This is a genomic window from Sphingomonas sp. So64.6b (assembly GCF_014171475.1).
GTDB lineage: Bacteria > Pseudomonadota > Alphaproteobacteria > Sphingomonadales > Sphingomonadaceae > Sphingomonas > Sphingomonas alpina_A.
This window is the reverse complement of sequence record NZ_CP048817.1, coordinates 1,361,423-1,382,144: the sequence shown is the minus strand read 5'-3', so window position 1 is coordinate 1,382,144 and position 20,722 is coordinate 1,361,423. Positions and strand designations below refer to the sequence as shown.

Below are 20,722 nucleotides of genomic sequence, written 5' to 3'. Positions count from 1 at the left end.
AATGTCGTGGGCCATGTAGTGGCCGATGGCCCGGTTGGCAAACGCCGGCCGCCGCAAAACCTTTTATGCCTGACCTGTTCGCCTTCACTCAAGAGCGGCTTGTCGAAGTACCGGTCTTCGCTCTAAGTCCCTCACCATTACGAAATGACCGTTGAGCGGCACCCCGGTTGCGGGCGACACGCTCAAGGCGAATGGAGAATATATGTCGCGCACCACAGCCCTGATAGCGGCGCTCGCCGCCACCGCACTCTCCACTCCGCTGATCGCTCAGACGCGCCCGGGCATCACCGCCGCGGCGCCTGTCGTGCCTGCCCAGATCGAAAAAATGCGCGATGCGGCACTGAAGGACGATGTCGCCTATGACATCATCGAAGGGATTACGACCGAGGTCGGCCCGCGCCTTGCCGGTACCGAGGCCGAAGCACGCGCACGCACCTGGAGCCTCGCCAAACTGAAGGCGCTCGGCTTCAAGAATGTCCGGATCGAAACCTATCAGATGCCGGTCTGGGTTCGCGGCGAGGAAACCGCCGAAGTCGTCTCGCCCTTTCCGCAGAAAATGCGCCTCACCGCGCTGGGCAATTCGGGCGCCACCCCGCCGGAGGGCTTGACTGCCGAGATCGCCTATTTCCCCAGCTTCGCTGACCTTCAGGCCGCGCCCGATGGCAGCCTGAAGGGCAAGATCGCTTTCGTCTCGAACGCGATGGTCGCGACACAGGATGGGTCTTCTTACGGCAGCTATGGTGTGGCCCGCTTCGTCGGGCCGAACGTCGCCGCGACCAAGGGTGCGGCGGCGATCGTCATCCGGTCGATCGGATCGGACCATGGCCGCGGGCCGCATGCCGGCCTCACCACCTTCGCCGCCGGGGTAACGCCGATCCCGGCCGCCGCGCTGTCCACCGCGGATGCCGACAACCTCTCGCGCATGATTGCACGCGGCAAGCCGGTGACGCTCAAGCTCGTACTGACACCGCAGCAGACCGGCACGCACGAATCGGGCAATGTCATCGCCGAAGTGCCGGGGTCGGATCCGAAGGCCGGCATCGTCTTGGTCGGGGGACATCTCGACAGCTGGGACCTGGGCACGGGCGCGATCGACGATGGCGCGGGGATTGCGATCACCGCCGCCGCCGCCAAGCGCTTCCTTGATGGCCCCAGGCCGCGCCGGACGATCCGCGTCGTGTGGTTCGGCTCCGAAGAGGTCGGCGGCTTTGGCGGCCGCGCCTATGCCGAAGCGCATGGCTCGGAAAAACACGCGACCGCATCAGAATCGGACTTCGGCGCCGATCGGGTCTGGCGCTTCGAAGTTAATCTGCCGGAAAGCGCGAAGCCGGTGGGCGATCGACTCGCAGCCGCACTCGCCCCGCTCGGCATCGTACGCGGCAAGGGACTCGGCGGTGACGGCTCGGATGTCGGCCCGATGATGCAGAAAGGCGTGGCGGCGATCGACCTGAATCAGTCTGGCCAGCGCTATTTCGATTACCACCACACGCCCGAGGATACGCTCGACCGTATCGATCCGGAACAGCTGCGCCAGAATGTGGCAGCATGGACCGCGATGCTCGGTATTATAGCCAATGCACCTGAGGAAATCGGGTCGGTCACACCCAGATAAGCGACGAACCGAGTGCCAAGAACCTTGCGGCAAGCTGAATTAAGGCAGGATCATGATCAAATTGCGATTGACGGTGCGATATTCGCCGCTATTTGCTCAAGCTTCGTGACAGCATTCGGGCTGGCCGCGAATATTGCTATGCTTGGGAGCAACCGCATGAAGAAAATCGCCTTTGTTCTCGCCGCCGCCGGCCTGATGTCCGTGGCTGCCTGCACCAAGTCGCCGGAAGCCGCAGCCGTTGAAAACAACGCTGAGATGGTTGCCGACAACCTCGAAATCGGCGCTGACAATCTGGAAGCCGCCGCTTCGAACACCGCCGACGCGATCACTGAGAACGCCGGCAACGTTGCTGACAACATGAACGCAGCAGCTGACAACGTTCGCGAAGCCGCGGACGCCAAGACCGACAACATGTAATCAGCTTGATCGGGTTTCGGCCCGATCGGTTTGATGCGGAAAGGGCGTCCCTTCGGGGGCGCCCTTTTTCGTTGCGCCGGGCAAAGCGATAGCGAAGCTATCGCAAGCCTGTAGGCGCAACCGGCCGGCGGCGCCCACAGCGCCGACCGACGACGTGGCTTTGCCACGGCGCATTACTGAGCCGCGACCTCCGCCCCCTACCCCTCGATATAATCGAGATAACTGATCACATCGTTGCTGGTCTGCAGAAACAGTCCGTCCTGCACATCATCGGTTTGCGCCGCGGCCAATGCGAGCGCCTCGCCCAGCGTCCCGTACACCAGCGTCGCGGCAGCCCCGTCATCACCGAGGTGATAGAGCCTGACGGCAACGTCGTCGGAAATGGTGCGCATCTCTTTTTCCCGCCCGGCAATTTGCTCGACGGCGATGACAATATTCCCCGCCACTATGCAATCGTCATTCGCTTAACCTCGGCCCATACGCCGCAATGAACGCCCGCTGACAGCGCGCGCCAGCAGCACTTCTGGTCAGCGACACCGGATATAGATCGGATTTCCGATGAGCCGGGGATGTCCGCCCGACAGCACTGTCGCGCTGATCCAGCCGCAGGCCTGGGCTCGATTCAGCGAGAATGAACGCCATTCATCTGGCCCGGTCACCACCGCCTGATGCGACGGGTCGGGTTTTCCGTTGGCGATGACCTGAATCGTGCCCTCGGTCATGCCGACCACATGCACCTTGAGCTCGAGCGTTCCGACGAACTGCAGGGTCTCGCCCATCACGGCGCGGGCGGCGCCCGATATCGCCTGCAATTCGAGCAGCCGGTCGCGACTGCCATCGACATCGATGAAGACGTTGCCGGCGCGAATCCCGGCAATGATCGCCGGCGTCGACAGCGCCTCGGCACGGACCACGGTGGTCGGCCGGCCGATTGGCGCCTTGCCGGCGGGCGCGTCGGGATCATGATTGTCGCTGCCGCCGATGCCGGTCAGGCGATGACCTTCGTTGAGCCGGGCGTACCAAAAGCCGACTCCAGCCAGGGGACCTTCCGCCATGGTGCCGTTGACGGCCTCGATCGCCGTGATGCCGGCATAGTCGGTGGCCGGCCATGTCCAGCCACATCCCATACACGCTTCACCCGAGGGCAAGGCGGGATGGTTGATCGACATGATCGCGCCCGCCTCGGCAACTTTGCGTTCCAGCGCGGCGACATTCGGCACACCCTTGCTGCCAATCCTGAAGTCGACGAAATGCGATGGCGCGAAGATATTGGCATGGCCGCCGAAAGTGGTGACCTCGACGCCCGGGATCAGCAAAAGCCGATCGAACCAGGGCTGAAGTTCGCGCAGGGCTCCCAAATGGGCGACCGTGTTGTGATCGGTGACCGCGACGAAATCGAGCCCCGCCTGCGCTGCGGCTTCGATCGTGCGGAACAAGGGGCACGGCACGCGTTTGCCCGACTGGCTGAGACAGCTTCCATCGCTATTAGCGTCATGCATGTGCAGATCGCCGCGGTACCAGCCGGGCGCATCGTTCAACGGCGCATCGGCGATCGCCGCAGTCGCCCTGCGCGCCGTGCCGCGGTCGAAAAAGACGCTGACGGTATAAGCACTGCAGCTTCCCGCTCGCGCATTGGGAACGCCGAGCGTGACCCGCCAGCGGCCCGCCGGAATGGCGCCGGAAAGATAACCGGGCGACGCATCGCTCGGGCCGATCGTGAAACGGTCGCGCGCACCACCACTCCATCCGCGGAACGTCTTGGGATCCCATATGCCCAGATCGATCACCGTCTTGTTGGCCTTGTCATAGGACAGGGTCACGGTGATCCGTTCGACGCCGGTCGGCACGTCAAACGGCACTTCCCTGTAATGCTGGTGGTCGGCACCGGTCACGACACCCCTGGCACGAAAATCAGGCGCCGCCGGCTCGGCCGCCGCCGGAGTGGTGACGGCCAGAGCGAGCAGCAAGGCAAACAGGGTCCGGGCCAGCACCATCAGAATTTGAAATCCACCGCGAACCGAACGTTGCGACCGAGAATCGGTCGACCGATGAACAACTGATCATTGGCCTGACCGCTGGTCAACTCGCCGGCGCGCGGATTGCCCTCGGTCAAACCGAGCTGATTGGTCAGATTGTCCCCGTAAGCCCAGAGCGTGATCTGGTCGGTCAGGCCGAAACGGACACTGGCGTTGATCACGGTATAGGCTGGCAGCTTCGAGATGTTGGCGGCGTCGGCATAACGATCTGAATAATATTCGACGTCCATCTGGGCGCGGAAGCGTTTGTCGAACAGATTGACCCCCGGCGTCGCCCGCAGCGCGACCTTTGGAACGCGCAGCAGCTGATTGCCCGAATAGTCACGACCGGTTAGCTGCTGGGTACCATCCTGCTTCGTTGTGACTTCATTGAAACGCAAGTTACGGAACGTGGCTTCCTGCACCGTCGCGTTGACCGTGAAGTCGAACCACTCGACCGGGCGGATCGTACCCTCAAACTCGACGCCATAAGCGCGCGTATCGGTATAGACGGTCTGCGAGGTGTAACCGCCGGTGCTGCTGTTGAACTGAAAGTTTGAGATCGAAAAGGAATCGAAATCGGTCAGGAAGCCCGTCGCATAGACACTGAGCAACGGGGTCGAGGCCTTCACCCCGGCTTCCCACATGCGAATGCCCTGGATCACTGGTACCGCTGTGGCGCTGGTGATGAAACTGCCCACGCTCGGCAGGCGGAAGGTGGAGGTGTAGCGCCCGAACAGGCCAGCGGAATCGCTGAACTGCCAATTGCCGCCGATCGTGAAGCCGACATGATCGAAGCGCCGGTCGAACGGGGTAAACAAGCCGTTTCCGGTCAGCACATTATTGTCCGCCAGCGTGCTCGCGTCGCCGAGGTTGACCGTCTTTGTCCCCTCCTGCGCCCCCTTGGTCGTGACGCGCTCATAACGGACACCTCCATCGATCCGCAGCTTCGGCGTCACCTGCCACTCGTCCGACGCATAGAGCGCGATCGTATCCGACGAACCCGATCCATTGGCAAATTCCGAGCCATAACGTGACACGCCGTTCTGCGTCAGCGAACCGACGACCTGACCGGCAGCGTTGACCGCGACGAGATCGAGCAGCCGCGAATTGTCCGAAACATCCTGCAATGTCGTCGCCGAATAGCGCCGGAACGTCTCATCGATATGCGCGAAATAAACGCCGAACGCGATGTCGTGCGTCTGACCAAACAGATCGAATTTGCGGGTCAGGCGCAGGTCGTCGAGGAATTCGCTCTCGTCGACCGTCACCGGGCGCGCGCTGTTCTCGAAGATCAGGCCGTTGCCGTTCTGGCCTGTGAGATTGAATGCCTGGCCGGTGTCGGTGTAGCGAAGCACCAGGCCCGCGGCGCTGGGATAGGCGGCGAGCAACGCGGCCTGTTTCGAGGCGACATAAGCCGCGCCGATATTGATCGCAGCCGGATAGACGCCATTGCGAACAGTCGCCGAATCGCGATAGCGCGCCTTGTTGGAGAGCGTCCAGCCGTCGCCGAACTCCCAGTCCGCCATCGCCGAAAACTGGTCGAGCCGAATGCTGCTGCCATCGGTATTGTCGAATGAGACCGGGCCATTAGCGTTGCGCAGCGTCAGGAACGCGCTCGCGCGGCTCGCGGTGGTGCCATAATGCGGGTCGAAGCCGGCGATGCCGACGATATTGCCATCGCGATCCTTGCTCAGCGGAATGCCGGTATAGAAGACCGCATTGTCGGCGAGCCGCTTGTAACTCAGGCTGACATGGCCATTGCCGAAGTCGCGCGACAGATCGGCGCGTATCTGGCCGCCCTTGTTTCCGGTATAGCCCGGATCGCGGACACCCCGTTCGTTGCGGTAGAAGCCCCCGACATCGACTTTCCAGCCCCCGCCGATCGGTCCGCCGACCCAGCCGTCGAAGCGATACAGGTCAGCGGTCGGTCCGTAGAGTATCCGAGCATTGCCCGAGAAGGAATCGCCGGGCCGCTTGGTGATGAAGTTGACCACGCCGCCCGGCGCGTTCGGCGAAAAGATCGAGGACGGGCCGCCGCGTACGACCTCGATTCGGTCGATAGACTCGTCCATCCGGAATGCCTGATCAGCGTTGAGATAACCAAGCGAGGGATCATGCTGCACCGGCAGACCGTCCTCAAGCAGGTTGATCGAGCCGAACCCGTCGACTGGAATGCCGCGCGCGCGGACATTGCCGCTGCCCTCGCCACCCGAGGCCTCGACCCAGAATCCGGGCACCGACTTCAATGTCTCGGTGACGCTGGATGGCGCGCGCGACCGAAGCGCATCGTTCGACAAGGTCGTGATGGCGTAACTGGTTTCGAGCTTGGTCCGCTCGCCGCTGCCGGCGCGGCCGGTGACGATGATGTCCTCATCGCTATTCGGCGTTTCTGCAGGCGGCGACGCGTCGGCTTTCGTCTGGGCGAACGCCAATGTACCGTACGTCATCGACAGAACGGCCATCCCAAGGCCGGCCATCTTCGCTTTCATCATCATTTGCGCGTCCCTTTAATCTCTAACGGATCAAGCGACCCCGCTAGGATCGGCGCGTTGCGCTTTCACGATGATCGGACGACGGAATGATGACGAAACCGGGCACTTAATTTGACAATCGGGCCGCATGAGCCCGGCCGTCGCCACGTCGTAAAGCGATCGAACGGCGCGCCGCCGTTCCCCTGCCCACTCCGACAAAACCCGAACCGCCCTCGTATGACAGCGATGGGAGCAATGCAGCATATGCCGGAACCGACGTTGATTTTACTGGTATAGCCAGCGGACTTTTAATCCTCTGGGCGGATGCCAGAATCGCGGACGCGCAGCGCGAGAAACGAGGCTCGCTGTAAACCGTGTGCAAACCCCTTTTCGCGGGCACAAAAGGCGGAGGCACGATCGAGATGGCGGCCAGCCACGAGGACATGATGGCCGGCAGCCACACGACGGCGCGACAACCGCGCACCGAACCCGCCATAGGCGCCAAGCACCAGGATCGTCCCCGCGGCATGGACCGGTTCAGCTGCAATGGGGGGTGCGTGCACCATTGCCGCTGATCGGAGCGGCGGCGGGTGGATTGTGTCCAGCGCAATTATGCGGGATTCGGTACATCGGCTCAACGCTTCGGGCCAAACGGGGACGAGGGCGGCTTGGCGGATTGACTGTAAGCGGCAGTGAGGGGGCGAATCACCGCGATCGACTTGTCGAAGGCGATCGTAACCGAACCCTCGAACACGACATATCTTCGCCTCGGATCGTCCCACTGATAAGCGGGCTGGAGATTCCTGGGTGTGCCGGGAGCAAAGGCGATCGTCTTGACCCGGATCGGCGGGCGATCGGCAAAGAAGATGGCGAGACCTCCCGCGGGACAAGGCGCCCTTTTACAATAGATCTGCTGGTAGCCCACCGAGAAACGGCCGTCATGGACCGTCGGCGGAGTCGGGTGCGGCGGCAGGCACGGCCCAAGACTGCACAACTGCTCTTGCCGTTCGGACGCGGCACGGAGGGGCGCTGCGACCAGGGTGGCCACTGTGATGGCTGCCAAAGTAATCCCGCAACCGGAAATTCGATGAAGAAGGGTCATTGCTGTTCCCCAGATGTCGGCAGGTCCGGATTACGCCGCTGATCCACCAGCGCATCCCACGAACCTAGGATGCGGGTCCGGCACCGTTCGGCGACATTGCCGCCTGTCGGAATTGAAGCCCGAGCGATTCTTACGAGGAGCCAGTCAAGAAAATCGCAAAGATGCTCACCGTCGCCCTGTGGATAGCCTCGTTCGCCACGGTCTCGCCCGTCATGGCGCAGGACACGCCGAGCGAGACCCCTGCGCCCCAGCCCGCGGCGGGCGATCAGATCAAACAGCTAGGCGGGCAATTGCTAATGTCGCTGTTTGACCGGATCGTGCGGGGCAACGCGAAGCCGGCTGTTACAGCGACACCGACCGAAGAGCAGCCACAAGTGCCGGCAGAAGAGCCTGTCGTCGCGGAGGAGGCGCCACAAGAGCCCGTTGCCGAAGGCCAGCCACCGGAACCACAAACGGCATCAGCGATATCCTATGGTAAGATCCGGTCGCGATCGCCGGGGGCCAGCAGGTGTCGCGCTTGCCGAACAAGCGGTAGCGGTTGCGCGCTATCAGGCGATAGGCCGCGTCGCGGGCCGGTCGCGGCACCGCGCGCGCGATTGCCGCCAGTCGCCACGGCCATCCGCAACCGCTGTAGATTGCGATCACTGCCTCCGAGTCCTTCAGCACATGTTCGCCATCGACGACGATCATTGTTTCGGGATTGGTTGGATCGATACCGTGATGACGATAGAGCGCGCTACCTGCCGCGCTTTGCATCGGCGCGAGGCGGAAAACGCGCCGCCGGTCATGGCGCAGGACAAACTGGGCGTTGGCCGAACACAGCACGCACTGCGCGTCGAAGATGATGATCGAGCCTGTGCTGTCACTCATCAGAGGAGCAAACGAGCACGCGGTACGTCCGTTCAGCCAAATCAGGCGCAGGCGACCAGCCGCAGCAGATCGCCTTGGCGACGGGCGCCGGTCTTGTCGAAGACGCGCTGCAGATGGGTGCGCGCCGTGCTCCGCGCGACACCCAGCCGATCGGCCGCCTGGGGGACCGAACAACCTTCGAACAAGGCGGCCAGCAGCCGGCTTTCGGCGCGGGTCAGGCCGAATCGGGCCTGCGCATCGCACAGCCGCTGGCGGCGTTCTTCCAGCGCGGGCTTCAGGATCATCACGACGTGTCCGACGCACGTGCCGTCGGTCGAGACGGCGGCCAGGTCGGCGTCCAGAGGTTCGCCATCGCCTTCGAACGCAGCATGGGCCTGACCTTCGGCGACGGCGAGTTTCAAGGCTGCATCGAGGCGCGCAGCATCACCGCGGGTCACGGTGGCCAACTGATCGAAGCAGCGCCGCAGCACGGTTCCTTTCGCGAGCATCGCCCGCGCCCCGGCTGTGATCTGGATCAGGTTGCGCGCGGCATCCAGGACAATGATTTTCGGCCCGCCGTCCTGCGGCATCAATGAGCGAGAAAGCGGCGATAAACCACTGGCGATCGGATCAATTGCAAAAGCTTGGCTGTACATAGCATGCGACTCCCGGCATTGCCTTCAACAAGGATGACGCAAGGCTGAGGCGAAAGCGGACAGCATGACGGCTAATTTAAAGATCGAGGGGTCGGACACCCTGGTCGGGGCGCTGTACCAGGACCTCCGCAAGGCGGCCCACCGCGAGCTGCGCCGCGCTGGGTCACCCCAGACCTGGCAGACGACCGCGATCATCAACGAGACCTGGCTGAAGCTCCACACCCGCGACGATTGGGAGAGCCGCGAGCATTTCATCCGCACCGCATCGACTGCGATGCGCCACGTCATGATCGATGCGGCACGGGCGCGACTGGCGTTGCGGCGCGGCGGCGGCGTGCCCAGCCTGCCGATCGAGGCGGCGGACGATGTCGCGGCGGGCGATCTCGATGACGATACGCTGATCCGCCTCGGCGAAACATTGGGCGAACTCGCCGAACTCGATCCCGACCTCGCCCGGCTGGTCGATTGTCGCTATTTCGCCGGGCTGACCGAGGCGGAGACGGCGCGGGTTCTTGACATCAGCGACCGCACAGTGCGCCGCCGCTGGGTGCAGGCGCGAGCCTGGATCCACCGTTCGATGCTGGAGCAATAGCCGGTCAGCCGCCCCGCTGCGCCGCGATCTGCCCGGCAAGGCGACCACGCAGGGTCTTGATCGAGTCGACGAACGGCTGGGCGGGAGCGCCGATCGTCCTGAAAATCCGCTCCGCTGCATCGAGATCGGTCTTGGCGGCGGAAAAGCGCCGTTCGGCGACGTTGAGTTCGAACCGCGCGCGCAGGAAAATCCCGTACAGCAATGTTTCGCGGCCCTGCTTGACGACGATCGGTTCAATCCCCGCCAGCGCGGCCCTGGCCTTGCCCACCTCACCGAGCCGGGCATAGGCGCCGCCGAGCGACATGGTCGCGTTTTGCATAATCTGTGATTCCGCACCGCTATACGTTGCCGCCATCTGGCTCGACTCCTGCAACACCGGCACGGCCTCGCCGATCTCATTGAGGTTGAGCATGACCAGGCCGACCTGCATCAGGTCCGACGCCAGCGAGCTCGACGGCCCGTAGAGCGCGCGACGCTGTCTGGCACATCGCCGAAAAGCACCGAGTGCCGCGCGCTGATCACCAGTGCGGCTATACCAGCCCCCGCGCAGCTGAAGCAGCGAGATCGCGAGAGGACTTCCCTCTTGATGCAGCCGCACCACGGCGGCCTCGGCGCGTTTCAGCACCGCACTCAGCGCGTCGAGCTTGTTGGCCAAAACGAGATGGACCGCCAGATTATTGTATCTGATCAGTAACTTACGCGGGTTTTCGGCATATTCCCGCTCGGCTTCGGGCAGGCTGTCGGTCAGCAGCTTGATCGCCGCGTCGGTGGACCCGGTCATCCGCAGCATTTGGGCGCGCGCGCCTGTTGCCTCCAGTCGCTCGCTGCGAAATCGCTCGGGATCCGTTGCCCACACCCGGTCGGAGCGATCGAGCAGCACCTCGGCTTCGTCGAGCTTGCCAGTGATCGCCTTGATCGTGCCGAGATCCATCTGGAACTTGGCGGTGGCAGCAGGGTCGTTCTTGCCAACGCCTTTTGCCAGCGCACGGTCGAGCAGTGTTTCCGCGCCGACGACATCGCCGATATCGGTATAGAGTTCGCCCACCGCCGACACGACCGCCGCAGTATCAGGTGCTCCGGGGTCGTGCGACTCGACGAGCCGCTTGGCGCTGTCGTCGAGTAGGTCGCGTGCGGTCGTCGATCCGCCGGCGCCGAAATCCTTGGCGTTGCGAAACATCAGCGACATGGCGTTGTTCACCGCCTCCGCTTTGCGTGCCTCGCCGCGAGCAATGTCCCGCTCGACCGCAGTCTTGCGCGCCTGCCAGGCGATGCCGGCCACACCCCCCACCAGCACCAGCAGCGCGACTGTCGCCGCAGCGGCAGCCCAGCGGTTGCGTCGCAGGAACCGGCGCGCGCGGTAAGCGGTCGTGCCGCCACGCGCGCTGACCGGTTCGAAGGCGATGTAGCGCCGGACGTCGATCGCCAGCGCCGCCACGCTGGCATAGCGATCGGCTGGGTTACGCCGCATCGCCTTCATCACGATCGCGTCGAGATCGCCCTTGAGACGTGCCGCGGGTATAGCGCCATCGGTCGTCGCGCGGCTGGGATAATCGGGATCGTCGTGGAGGAGGCGGCGCAGCACCGTCGGCAGCGGCGCGTCGTCGAACTGCCAAGGCCCGCGCCCGGCCAGCAACTCAAACAGCACCGCGCCCAGCGCGTAGACGTCGGTCGCCACGGTCGGCCTGCCACCGCCGAACTGCTCCGGCGCGGCATAGTCGGGCGTGAGCAAAGCCTGCGTCATCGTGCGATCGAGTGCTGCCGCATCGACGATCTTGGCGACCCCGAAGTCGAGCAGCCGCGCGCGGCCATCGCTGTCGATCATGATGTTCGACGGCTTGATGTCCAGATGCAGCACCAGATGCGCGTGAGCGTGTTCGACAGCGTCGCACAGCTCCAGGAACAGCTTCAGCCGAGTCGGCAGATCGCAGCGATGCTCGCCGCACCAGCCGGCGATTTCCCGGCCCTCGACATATTCGAGCGCCATATAGGGCCGACCATCGGGCGCGACGCCGCCGTCGATCAATCGCGCGATGCCGGGATGCTCGAGGCTTGCGAGCAAACGCCGCTCGGCGTCGAACATGCGCACGCGTCCGGCTGCCTCGGGTCGCAGCATCTTGAGCGCGACGCGCTGCGCGAAGCCGGCGCCGTCGCGGTGCGCCAGATAGACTTCCCCCATGCCACCCCGGCCGATCAGCCGCTCGACGCGGAACCCGCCGACGATCGTGTCCGGCGACAGCGACGCATAGCCAGAGGCATGCCCCGCATCGCCGGTCGCCGGCGCCCGAGTATCGAGCACGCCCACCGCGCTTTCGGCCTGTAGCAGCGAGCGCAATTGATCAACGACGAAAGGATCGGCCTTCAACCGCCCGAGCTTGGCTTCCCGCGTCTCCCCGGGCAGATCGACCAGGGTATCGAAATAGCGGCTGATCTCAGCCCATTCGGACTGGGTCGGCTTACGGGTCACGGTCATTCTCCCGGCTGGCCCGACAGTGTCTGTAGCGTTCCAGCGTGCCGGTAAAGCGGCATGTGGCCAGCCGGCGCCGAACAGGGCGGCGACGCGCCGTCCCACTTGTGTCCGCAGCGATGACGCCTGCGACATCGCCCGTCAGTTCCAGCGCGCCGGCTCGCGGTCCCGCAAGAATTTCCCCGATGTTCCATCGACGATCAGCATCGGGGATATGCAGAGGTCCCGGTTGCGAAAAATCTGCTCGGCCCGGCGGTCGCCCAGGATGATGCGAACGTCCCAGCGGCAGCCCGCGCCCGGAAGCGCGATCACCAGCTGCTTGCCGATCGGTACGTTCTCGGTCGCTCGATCGGGACCCCAGTGATCGCTGGCCGTGGGAGACAGATGCGCGCCGCGCAGCACGTCGGTGGTGCGGTTCTCGATCGTGATCGTGCGGGACCCGGGATTGGCAGCGAGCAAACTCAGGCAGGAGAGGATGAGGATAGAGCGAAGGACCGGCATGGCTGTGTTCCGATGAGGATATTGCCCCGACCTAAGGCCAGCCGCAGCACTTCACATCCTTCGTTCGGATGACGCCGGGTGTCGCCGCCGTTTCTAGACCGACTGGCGATGACATCAGATATCACCTTTCCGATCGCGGCATCCGAACTGCGCCGAATCATGCCGGTGACCTTCCATGCCGCGCAGGCCCGGCAGCGGCGGCGGAACTGGCGGACGACTTTGATCTGCCTGATCGCCGCGGTCATCGCCGGCATCTTCCTCAGTTTCGTGGCGTTGTTGTTCGCGCCGGTGACGTTGGGGATCATCGCGGGCCTCGTCCTCAGAATCATACAGGCGCTCGGGCGAGCATTTTGGCAAATGGTCGTCGGTTTACCGTCAGTTCCGGCGCTGGACGCTGTCCGGCCTGTGGGAGTTGTTGCTCGAAGGCTTCAACGACAGCGGCGGCGGCAACCCCAGTTTGCAGATGATCGACAGCACAATAATCCGGGCGCACCATTGTTCAGCCGGCGCTAAAGGGGGTCTCCGTGTCAGGGTCTTGCCCGCTCAAAAGGTGGCTTTACGACCAAGATCCATCTCCGCATCAATGCGATGGGCCTGCGCCCGGTCGCCAGCTGCCGGGTAGCGTCACGCTGCCAGTCGTGACGCTGACGGCGAATCTGAGTGATCTCGACACTACCGTGGCGCTCGGCGGTGGCACGGAACGCGGCACCCGCCTCGATCGCTGGAGTTGCTCCGGGTCACCGACCAGCACGACTTTCGCACCGCGCTTTTCCGCTTCGCCAGCGCGCGCCAGCGCTGTGTCGCGATATCGTTCGGCGACGGCGTGACGATCGCGGTTCACCATCGCCGAAGTCGCGCGTTCAAGCCGCTGTTCAGTCTCGACCATCGCTCGGCTGGTGAAGCGCTGCTCGCCGCGCCCGTCCCTGCCGAGTGCAACCAACTCAGGCGCGGCGCGTACAGCGGCCATCACCTGGTCGAACTGCTCCTTCCCATCGCTATGCCGGTGAACGAACATGGCGACGTCGCGGTTGGTGAACGTGGCCTGCTGGTGCGTGATCGCGTCGAGCGCGAGCGCCTGGTTCGCCAGCAACTTCTCGCCGTTCGCGCGGGCAATGACCTGGTGTTCTTCGAGCCGTTCGGATTCCAGCCCGTGCGCCGCCATCCGCGACGCCGCCGGCCCGATCTTGTGCTGCAGCTCCAGTTCGATCCCCTGCGCTCCCAAAGAGCGGTGATCGATCCGCGCATCGATATCGAGTTCCGCGAGCCGCTGGTTGACGTGCTCGCTCCAGCGCTCGCGCCACTCCTCCAACAGGTCGGTGCGGTTCCAGTCGCGGTTCTTCTTGCCGAAGCCGTCCTCACCGACCTCGCGCATCGTCAGCATCACATGCGCGTGCGGCTTGGCCATGCCATCGGCACCGATATGGCCGACTCTCCTTCGAACGTAGGATGCGCGATCATCCCGGACATAGCATCGCCCACTCCGCAATGACGTTCATGGAGATTGGGATGTTCGACAGCTTTACGATTCGGGGCTCTGGCCATCGCCACCTGCTCAGCGGTACGGGCCTTGCGGTCATGGCCTTCCTTGCTTCGCCGGTGGCGCATGCGCAGGAAGTGGCTGGCGGCAACGTGACAGGCGGCGCAGCAACCGCGGTCGGCACGGGATCGCGGGCCGATACCCAGTCCGTCGCGGTCGGCCGATCCGCACGAGCCTCCGGCACCGCCTCGGTCGCCATCGGGTACCGGTCGATCGCGACGACGGTCGACAGCATGGCGATCGGGGCCAATGCCGAAGCGCGCGCCGCCGGCAGCGCGGCGATCGGCGAGAACGCGGTGGCCAGGGGGACGGATTCCGTCGCGATCGGCAGGAATTCGACCACGACGTCGAGCGAGGATCGCACGGTGTCGTTCGGCAACGGCTCGCTTGAACGCAGACTGATCCACATCGCCGACGGCATCGCCGATAGCGATGCCGCCACGGTCGGTCAGATGGCGGCCGGCAATGCGGCCACCTTGACCGCAGCCAACAGCTACTCCGATGCCGGCGATGCGGTCACTTTGACTGCGGCCAACGCCTATACTGATGCCGGCGACGCAGCCACCTTGATCTCGGCCAACGCCTATACCGATGCCGGCGACGCAGCCACCCTGATCTCGGCCAACGCCTATACCGATGCCGGCAATGCTCAGACGCTGGCTTCGGCGCAGGATTTCGCGCGGGCCGGGGATGTGGCCACGCTGACCAGCGCGCGATCCTATGCCGATCAAGTCGGTGCGCAGACGCTGGCCTCGGCCAATTCCTATACCGATGCGCGCATCGCCGGACTGCAGTTCGACTTGAGCGAGGTGCGCCGCCATGCCGACGCCGGGACCGCGGCGGCGATCGCGGGCGCTAACATCCCCCAATCGGTCGAACCTGGCCGCACGACGATCGGCATCGGCGGCGGCACCTATCGCGGCGAACAGGCCTTTGCGATCGGTGCATCGCATTTGATGGCGAACGGCCGCGTCGCGATCAGGGGCAGCGCGAACTTCAGCGGCGGCGACGGGTCCGGCGGCGGCGTCGGGGTAGGTTTCAGCTTCTGAAGTCAGGAGGGCGCGGCGGCCGCAGCTTCTGAAACCAAGAGGCGCGGCGGCCGCGCCGCCGTGCCTCTGATCAATTCTTGCGGCGAAAACAGCCCGCGACATGATCGTCGACGATGCCGCACGCCTCCATCCAGGCATAGACGATCACCGGCCCGACGAATTTGAAACCGCGTTTCTTGAGCGCCCTGGATATTTCCTCCGACAATGGCGTTTTGGTTGGCAAGTGAACGCCGTCGCCAACGATCGGCGCGTCGCCCGCCATGCCCCAGATAAAGGCCGCGAAATCCTCGCCCGCCTCACACATCGCCAGCCAGGCGCGGGCATTGCCGATCGTCGCGACGATCTTCGCACGCGACCGGATGATGCGGGCATCGGTGACCAGGCGCTCGATATCCGCTTCGTCGAAACGCGCGACGATCTCCGGATCGAAACCTTTGAAGACTTCACGAAAGGCATCGCGTTTGCGCAGGATGATGCTCCACGACAATCCAGCCTGAAAACCGTCGAGGATCAGTTTTTCCCACAGTGCGCGACTATCGTGCTCGGGAACGCCCCATTCCCGATCGTGATAGTCGCGCATCATCGGGTCGTTTCCCGCCCAGGGGCAGCGCTGGACAGTCATGCGGCTCGCTTGCGGAACGGCAGGCGCCGCCATTCGACCAGCGACCGCGGCGTACCGTCCGGCTCCTCCACCCGCGCTAACGTCTGTTCGGTCACCCTTAACTCCCCTGAATCGCCGGCTATTGGTAACGCACTCCCGGAGTGGCATTCGACCGGCACGCTACGTCTGGCGGTCATCGCACAAGCCGCACCAGTATGACCGGACGCGCCTGAAGTTTCCAGATTTCGCGATTTCCGTCACCTGCGATGGTGGCCAGGGCGCTGCGGACTTCGAGAAGCCAAGCGGCTTTTTTGGGCGGATCACTTCGGCGATCAGAGTTCGAGCCGCGACTGACTGGAGCAGCTTGCCGGCAGCCGCGCTCAACCGACGCATGGACACAAAGCGCTACTGGTCTGGAGAGATGAATTCGCCTTGGGTATCGCAGTGGCTATCCTTCATGTGGCCCCAGAACCCAGCTGCCTCGTGTATTCGTGGCGTAACGAGGTTGATGCTGCGAACCGATGAGAATAGCAGTAGCTGGAGCCCGAGCCATGGCTATTTCCAGCCGCTGTTCCAGCGCGGGCGCCCTTGGCGCGAACCCGGCCATCTCCTGCTCTGCATCGGACTGGTCGGAAAGGATGCCGACGCCCGTGGTCTCGCCATCGATGCCTTGATCGAAGGCATCGATGCACGGCTCTTCGAACCCGAACTGGCGCGAGGTCGCGACAAGGACCGCTTTCGCATCGACCGTCTGGGATGGCGTAGCGAAACACCTCGCTGCAGTGGTTCTTGACGCGATGCGCCATCTCAATCGAGCCGCGCTTCTCGATCGCCCGAAGCGCTTCCAGCATCTGCCGGGGTGTGATGCTGGCGATTGGCTCGTCGCCGATTACGGGAAAAATGTCGGCTTTCATCCGCCGCATCAGCACGCCCGCATAGCGCGGTGACCAACCCAGCAGCCTGGTCTCGTACCACTCGAGCGCTACAGCCTTGAAGCTACCTTCCAGTGCATCCGTAGCGGGCTTTGGTGGCGGCGTTTTAGCAACCTTCACACGGCTCTTGGGCTGGGCGGTCAATTCCATACCCAGTACAATCTGGGCTTTGATCGCCTCACGCCAGTCGCGGGCGTCTCGGAGACTGACCTCGGGGTAAGCTCCGCCAGAAAGGAATTTCTGCTTTCCGGCTACCCGGCAGGCGATGCCCCAGTATTTTCGTCCATTGGGCAGGACGGTGACGAACAACCCACCGCCATCCGAACGCTTGTACGCCTTGGACTCGGGCTTCAGGTTCTTGAGTGCGATATCGGTCAGCATTTCGCCTTACTCCCGCACTGACCAAATTTGTTGGTTCAGTGTTGGTTGGATGTTGGTTCAGTCGAATTTGAACCAACAAACTGGCAATAATCCGGGTGCGCTGCAAGGCCAGCCCCTGGGACCCAGTGGTATGCTAAATGATTGAAATATAAGAGTGAGCGTTGAGGCTCGGGGACGTTTTGGAGGGTCTTCGGACGCCCTCGGAAAACGGTGATGGTCGGGGAGACAGGATTCGAACCTGCGACATCCTGCTCCCAAAGCAGGCGCGCTACCGGACTGCGCCACTCCCCGACGCGGGTTTCGCTTAGGCGTGCAATTCCGGGGGCGCAAGGCGCTTGCGGCAATGAATGACTAAACAGTTCGCGCCGCGGCAAAGCCGCGCCGTCTGCCACGCTCGCCTTGGGACGTGCGATAGCATCGCTGTCGCCACGACGGCGGGCGGTTGGTGGGCCCGGCAGGACTTGAACCCGCAACCTACCCGTTATGAGCGGGCAGCTCTAACCAGTTGAGCTACAGGCCCCACCGCCTGCCCCGTTAGCGGAGGCGCGGCTGCGGTGGCAAGTCGGACGATGTTACTTTGCGCCCGCCGCGATCAGTTGGTCGAGCGACGCCGGGCGGACGCCGCGCCTGTCGAGATCGGCGAGCACGCTGTCCCACCAGCGGTGGAACGCGACCAGATCGGCCACGTCGCGCACATAAGGCGTGTGGCCGGGGGCAAGAGAGGGCGAGTGGAACGAAAAATTCAGCACTCGCACACCTTCGCCCAGTGCAACCGCGATCGCTTCCAGCACATCGGCGAGCGGCATGTCCTCGGGCGTCAGCGCGACCCGCGACAACAACCCGGCACGGGCGAACACCCCCCGGCCCTTCGGAACATGTTTCAGCGCCCGATAAAGCGCCATCCCGCCGCGGCGCGCGGCGCCGGTGAACACGCTGGTCAGCGGCAATTCCAGGATTGCGCCATCCGGCCCCGCATGAAAGGCATGATTGCCGATCGCTCGGAAATCGGGTCCGCCCTCTGCGCTATAGTCATAAGCCGACCGCATCGAGCTATCGATCCGGTAGCCGCGCGATGCGAGCAGCGCGAAGGTGGAGCGGCCGATACCATAACGCCCGGCACGATAGGCTCGTGGCGCGACGCCGAACGCCGCGACGATCGCGGTGCTCAGCGCATCGATCTTCGCTGCTTCGAGCGCTTCAGGCAAGTTGCCGACAAAGCTGTTTGCCGGCGTTATGCTCTCCTCGAACGGCGGGTTGACCCAAGGGTGGAGCTGCGTCCCGATCGCCGATACGCCGTCGGCCAGCACACCGCGCAACACGTCGATCGAGAGCGGATCGGTCGCGATCGGATGGTCGATGAGATAAGTCAGCGGTACACCGCGATCGACGAAGCGGCGATGTGCTTCGGGCAGCGCTGCCATCGCGGACGCGCCGCGCGAATCGCGCGACAGCGGTTCGTTCCAGTCAAACTCCTCCTCGGTATCGACCATGATCGTGAAGCGGGTGCCGAAATCGTCGGGCCACGCGACCAGATCAGCGGCAGCCGGAGGCGCAGGGCGGTGGACCGCCCCGATCGATGCTCCGGTCGAGGGGGGGGTGGTCGCTGCCACGCTCAGCTGGAAGAAGCCTGCTCCACGACGGCGATAACGGCGGCGGGCAAGCACAATGTCAAGTTTTGCTCACCGATCGCGAGAGCGCCGCCAAGTTCGGCGGCAAGATTACGCGCCAGCCGCAGGGCGAAGCCAGTGCCGAGCAACGGCGCGCCCTCGGCTTCGGCCTCCGTCTCCGCGTCGATCGTCAGGATGCTCTCAGCGCCATAAGCGGCGAGCGTGCGCGGGCGATCGAAGGTGAAGATGATCTGTGCATCGCTACCCAGTGCCGCGGTGACACCGATCGTCTCGCCCTGGCTACCCGAGGCGACCAATGTCGCCATCAACCGCGCGATCAACCGTTCCACCGCGCGATCGTCACCGGCGATCGCCATGTCGAGCGGGCCGGGATCGATCGTCAGGAACGAGCCGCGTAAGCCGGCAAGCGGTGCCAGATCGCCCGCCACCTGGGCGAGCAGGGGTGCAACGGGCACAGTGCCGGGGCGCAGGTCGAGCGCGTTCGATTCGATCCGCGCGGCCAGATCGATATCGTCGATCGCGGTGAGCAGGTCGGCCACCTGGTTGCGGATCGTGCCGGCATGGTCGCGATACGGCTGAGGTACCGGCCCGAGCAATTGCGTTTCGATCATCTCTGCGAAACCGGCAATGGCATTGGTCGGCGTGCGCAACTCATGGACGAGCTGGCGCAAGGCGTCGGACTGGGGATTGCGCGACGCGTGGATCGGCTCGGCGCTTTCGTCCGCTCGCGGCCGACGAGCGGTGCCGCGATAACCGGTAAAACGGCCGCTCTCGCGGTCGAACACCGGAATACCGGTAATGCGCCATTGGCCTGCGGCGTCCGACTGGCCATCGACGACAAGGCGCGCATTGGCGAACCCGGCCCGGCGGCGAAACGCACCCGCCGCGACGCCATCGACGCGCGATCCGTTCGGCAGTGCCGCGAAATCGAGCGACAGGCCAATCAACGCCGCGCGGGCGGCGCCTTCGATCCAGCGCACCACGCCTGCAGCATCGGTTTCGAAGCGAAAGCTCGGCGCCACGACCGGCTCCAGCTCGAACAATGCCGGCTGCGCATCGGGTGTGCTGCGGAACAGCGGCACGGTGGGCGAATCCTCGCGCTGGCGCTGATAGGCATCGATCCGCTGCAGCAATTCGTTGATCTGGAACGGCCCGTCCGCCTGGGGCTCGATCGAAGCGGGCACATCATCCGCCAGGCGCAACGCCTCGGCGACGACCGGTAAGCCCAGCGCGACCGACCCAAGCGAGACGAATGCCGAATCGACTGGCGGTTGAAAGATCGGGTTCGCGGCACCCGCCGGCGCCTCTGCTTCATTGCCCGGTTCGACCACGATTTGATCGATCGCGCTCCTCTCCGCCCCCGACGCAAGGTCGGATAACGGAATGACCTCAGCGGCCGGCAAACGGAAATCGACCGCCCCGAAACTCTCCAGTGCGCGGCGTACTTCGGGCGCTAGATCGCGACGATGGCGCAGAACCGATCGCCCCGCGGGCGACAGGCCGGGGAGCATTGCGATCCACTGATCGACGCGCATCCTGGCGACACGCAGGACCGGCGCGGCGACGGCGATCTCGTCATCGGCGAACAATTGCACCAGCGCAGCGGGCGGGTCGGCAAAAGCGAGCGACCGCGCACTTGCCGCGCGAACCGGCGGCGGCACCTGCGCGCGAAGTACCTGCAACCGTGCGATCGCGGTGGAATCCACCGGCACTCGGCGCCGCCCGATCAGGTCGACCAGCTGGCGCCATGCCGATTGCGCGCCAAACGGGGTCGACATGTCTGCCGAGAGTACCGTTTCAAGACTGTCGTCGAAGCGCAAACCGGGAGCCCCCATCACGAACCGCCAGATGGCGCGTCGTAAGGATTTCTTAACCGCCCCGGCGCGGTTGAGGAACCGTTGATTTCGGGACG

18 protein-coding genes, 2 tRNA genes and 2 pseudogenes are annotated in these 20,722 nt (G+C 64.3%); 5 read left to right on the top strand and 17 right to left on the bottom strand.

Going from position 1 to position 20,722, the window contains the following annotated elements:
* The first annotated feature begins 202 nt into the window (after positions 1 to 202).
* Positions 203 to 1,612, top strand: coding sequence for a M20/M25/M40 family metallo-hydrolase (locus tag G4G27_RS06645; RefSeq protein ID WP_183113656.1), 1,410 nt, complete (start codon positions 203 to 205; stop codon positions 1,610 to 1,612).
* Between the two features lie 156 nt (positions 1,613 to 1,768).
* A complete protein-coding gene (locus G4G27_RS06640; protein WP_183112609.1) occupies positions 1,769 to 2,029 on the top strand; it encodes a hypothetical protein in 261 nt (86 codons plus the stop codon).
* 197 nt (positions 2,030 to 2,226) lie between these two features.
* Here the strand turns inward: G4G27_RS06640 and G4G27_RS06635 are convergent, their stop codons facing one another.
* The 7 genes from G4G27_RS06635 to G4G27_RS06605 form a co-directional block, all read right to left on the bottom strand.
* On the bottom strand, positions 2,227 to 2,421 hold the full coding sequence (locus tag G4G27_RS06635) for a hypothetical protein (protein ID WP_183112608.1): 195 nt from the start codon (positions 2,419 to 2,421) through the stop codon (positions 2,227 to 2,229).
* Between the two features lie 135 nt (positions 2,422 to 2,556).
* On the bottom strand, positions 2,557 to 4,023 hold the full coding sequence (locus tag G4G27_RS06630; protein WP_183112607.1) for a CehA/McbA family metallohydrolase: 1,467 nt from the start codon (positions 4,021 to 4,023) through the stop codon (positions 2,557 to 2,559).
* Positions 4,023 to 6,542, bottom strand: coding sequence for a TonB-dependent receptor (locus G4G27_RS06625; protein WP_202049672.1), 2,520 nt, complete (start codon positions 6,540 to 6,542; stop codon positions 4,023 to 4,025). The genes G4G27_RS06630 and G4G27_RS06625 overlap by 1 nt, the downstream gene beginning before the upstream one ends.
* 284 nt (positions 6,543 to 6,826) lie before the next feature.
* Positions 6,827 to 7,084: a hypothetical protein gene (locus tag G4G27_RS06620; RefSeq protein ID WP_202049671.1), complete on the bottom strand. Its 258-nt coding sequence runs from the start codon at positions 7,082 to 7,084 to the stop codon at positions 6,827 to 6,829.
* A 68-nt stretch (positions 7,085 to 7,152) separates the two neighbouring features.
* A complete protein-coding gene (locus G4G27_RS06615) occupies positions 7,153 to 7,620 on the bottom strand; it encodes a hypothetical protein (RefSeq protein ID WP_183112606.1) in 468 nt (155 codons plus the stop codon).
* 342 nt (positions 7,621 to 7,962) lie between these two features.
* Positions 7,963 to 8,490 (bottom strand): DCC1-like thiol-disulfide oxidoreductase family protein, encoded by a 528-nt coding sequence (locus G4G27_RS06610; RefSeq protein WP_183112605.1) that lies wholly within the window; start codon positions 8,488 to 8,490, stop codon positions 7,963 to 7,965.
* A gap of 41 nt (positions 8,491 to 8,531) precedes the next feature.
* Positions 8,532 to 9,125 carry a helix-turn-helix transcriptional regulator gene (locus G4G27_RS06605; RefSeq protein ID WP_183112604.1) on the bottom strand — a complete coding sequence of 198 codons (594 nt, stop codon included), beginning with the start codon at positions 9,123 to 9,125 and terminating at the stop codon, positions 8,532 to 8,534.
* Positions 9,126 to 9,189: 64 nt separating this feature from the next.
* Between G4G27_RS06605 and G4G27_RS06600 the strand changes: the two genes are divergently transcribed.
* Positions 9,190 to 9,717, top strand: a complete 528-nt coding sequence (locus tag G4G27_RS06600; protein WP_183112603.1) for an ECF-type sigma factor — start codon at positions 9,190 to 9,192, stop codon at positions 9,715 to 9,717.
* A gap of 4 nt (positions 9,718 to 9,721) precedes the next feature.
* On the opposite strand, the gene G4G27_RS06595 is transcribed toward G4G27_RS06600, so the two are convergent.
* The 3 genes from G4G27_RS06595 to G4G27_RS06585 all read right to left on the bottom strand — a co-directional run bounded on the left by G4G27_RS06595 (position 9,722) and on the right by G4G27_RS06585 (position 12,987).
* A complete protein-coding gene (locus G4G27_RS06595; RefSeq protein ID WP_183112602.1) occupies positions 9,722 to 12,181 on the bottom strand; it encodes a serine/threonine-protein kinase in 2,460 nt (819 codons plus the stop codon).
* 141 nt (positions 12,182 to 12,322) lie between these two features.
* Complete coding sequence (locus tag G4G27_RS06590; protein ID WP_183112601.1) at positions 12,323 to 12,682, bottom strand: hypothetical protein; 360 nt, start codon at positions 12,680 to 12,682, stop codon at positions 12,323 to 12,325.
* Positions 12,643 to 12,987: a hypothetical protein gene (locus G4G27_RS06585; RefSeq protein ID WP_183112600.1), complete on the bottom strand. Its 345-nt coding sequence runs from the start codon at positions 12,985 to 12,987 to the stop codon at positions 12,643 to 12,645. Before G4G27_RS06585 ends, G4G27_RS06590 begins: the two co-directional genes overlap by 40 nt.
* A 38-nt stretch (positions 12,988 to 13,025) precedes the next feature.
* On the opposite strand from G4G27_RS06585, the pseudogene G4G27_RS06580 reads away from it, so the two are divergent.
* Positions 13,026 to 13,279: pseudogene (locus G4G27_RS06580) on the top strand (IS5/IS1182 family transposase); the annotation flags it as partial.
* Here the strand turns inward: G4G27_RS06580 and G4G27_RS06575 are convergent.
* Positions 13,279 to 14,063 (bottom strand): annotated as a pseudogene (locus tag G4G27_RS06575) (MobA/MobL family protein); the annotation flags it as partial. The pseudogenes G4G27_RS06580 and G4G27_RS06575 overlap by 1 nt on opposite strands.
* A 125-nt stretch (positions 14,064 to 14,188) precedes the next feature.
* Here G4G27_RS06575 and G4G27_RS06570 point away from each other — a divergent pair.
* Entirely contained in the window at positions 14,189 to 15,268 is a 1,080-nt protein-coding gene (locus tag G4G27_RS06570) for a YadA-like family protein (protein ID WP_183112599.1), read from the top strand.
* A gap of 70 nt (positions 15,269 to 15,338) precedes the next feature.
* On the opposite strand, the gene G4G27_RS06565 is transcribed toward G4G27_RS06570, so the two are convergent.
* From G4G27_RS06565 to G4G27_RS06540, 6 genes are all read right to left on the bottom strand, one after another.
* Complete coding sequence (locus G4G27_RS06565) at positions 15,339 to 15,890, bottom strand: DNA-3-methyladenine glycosylase I (RefSeq protein WP_183112598.1); 552 nt, start codon at positions 15,888 to 15,890, stop codon at positions 15,339 to 15,341.
* A gap of 434 nt (positions 15,891 to 16,324) precedes the next feature.
* On the bottom strand, positions 16,325 to 17,182 hold the full coding sequence (locus tag G4G27_RS06560; RefSeq protein ID WP_183112597.1) for an integrase arm-type DNA-binding domain-containing protein: 858 nt from the start codon (positions 17,180 to 17,182) through the stop codon (positions 16,325 to 16,327).
* A gap of 214 nt (positions 17,183 to 17,396) precedes the next feature.
* A tRNA-Pro gene (locus tag G4G27_RS06555) sits at positions 17,397 to 17,473 on the bottom strand.
* A 152-nt stretch (positions 17,474 to 17,625) separates the two neighbouring features.
* Positions 17,626 to 17,702: transfer RNA gene (locus G4G27_RS06550), tRNA-Ile, on the bottom strand.
* Positions 17,703 to 17,754: 52 nt separating this feature from the next.
* Complete coding sequence (locus G4G27_RS06545; RefSeq protein WP_244624581.1) at positions 17,755 to 18,792, bottom strand: polysaccharide deacetylase family protein; 1,038 nt, start codon at positions 18,790 to 18,792, stop codon at positions 17,755 to 17,757.
* A 2-nt stretch (positions 18,793 to 18,794) separates the two neighbouring features.
* Positions 18,795 to 20,645, bottom strand: coding sequence for a histidine kinase dimerization/phospho-acceptor domain-containing protein (locus G4G27_RS06540; protein ID WP_244624580.1), 1,851 nt, complete (start codon positions 20,643 to 20,645; stop codon positions 18,795 to 18,797).
* Between the last annotated feature and the right edge of the window lie 77 nt (positions 20,646 to 20,722).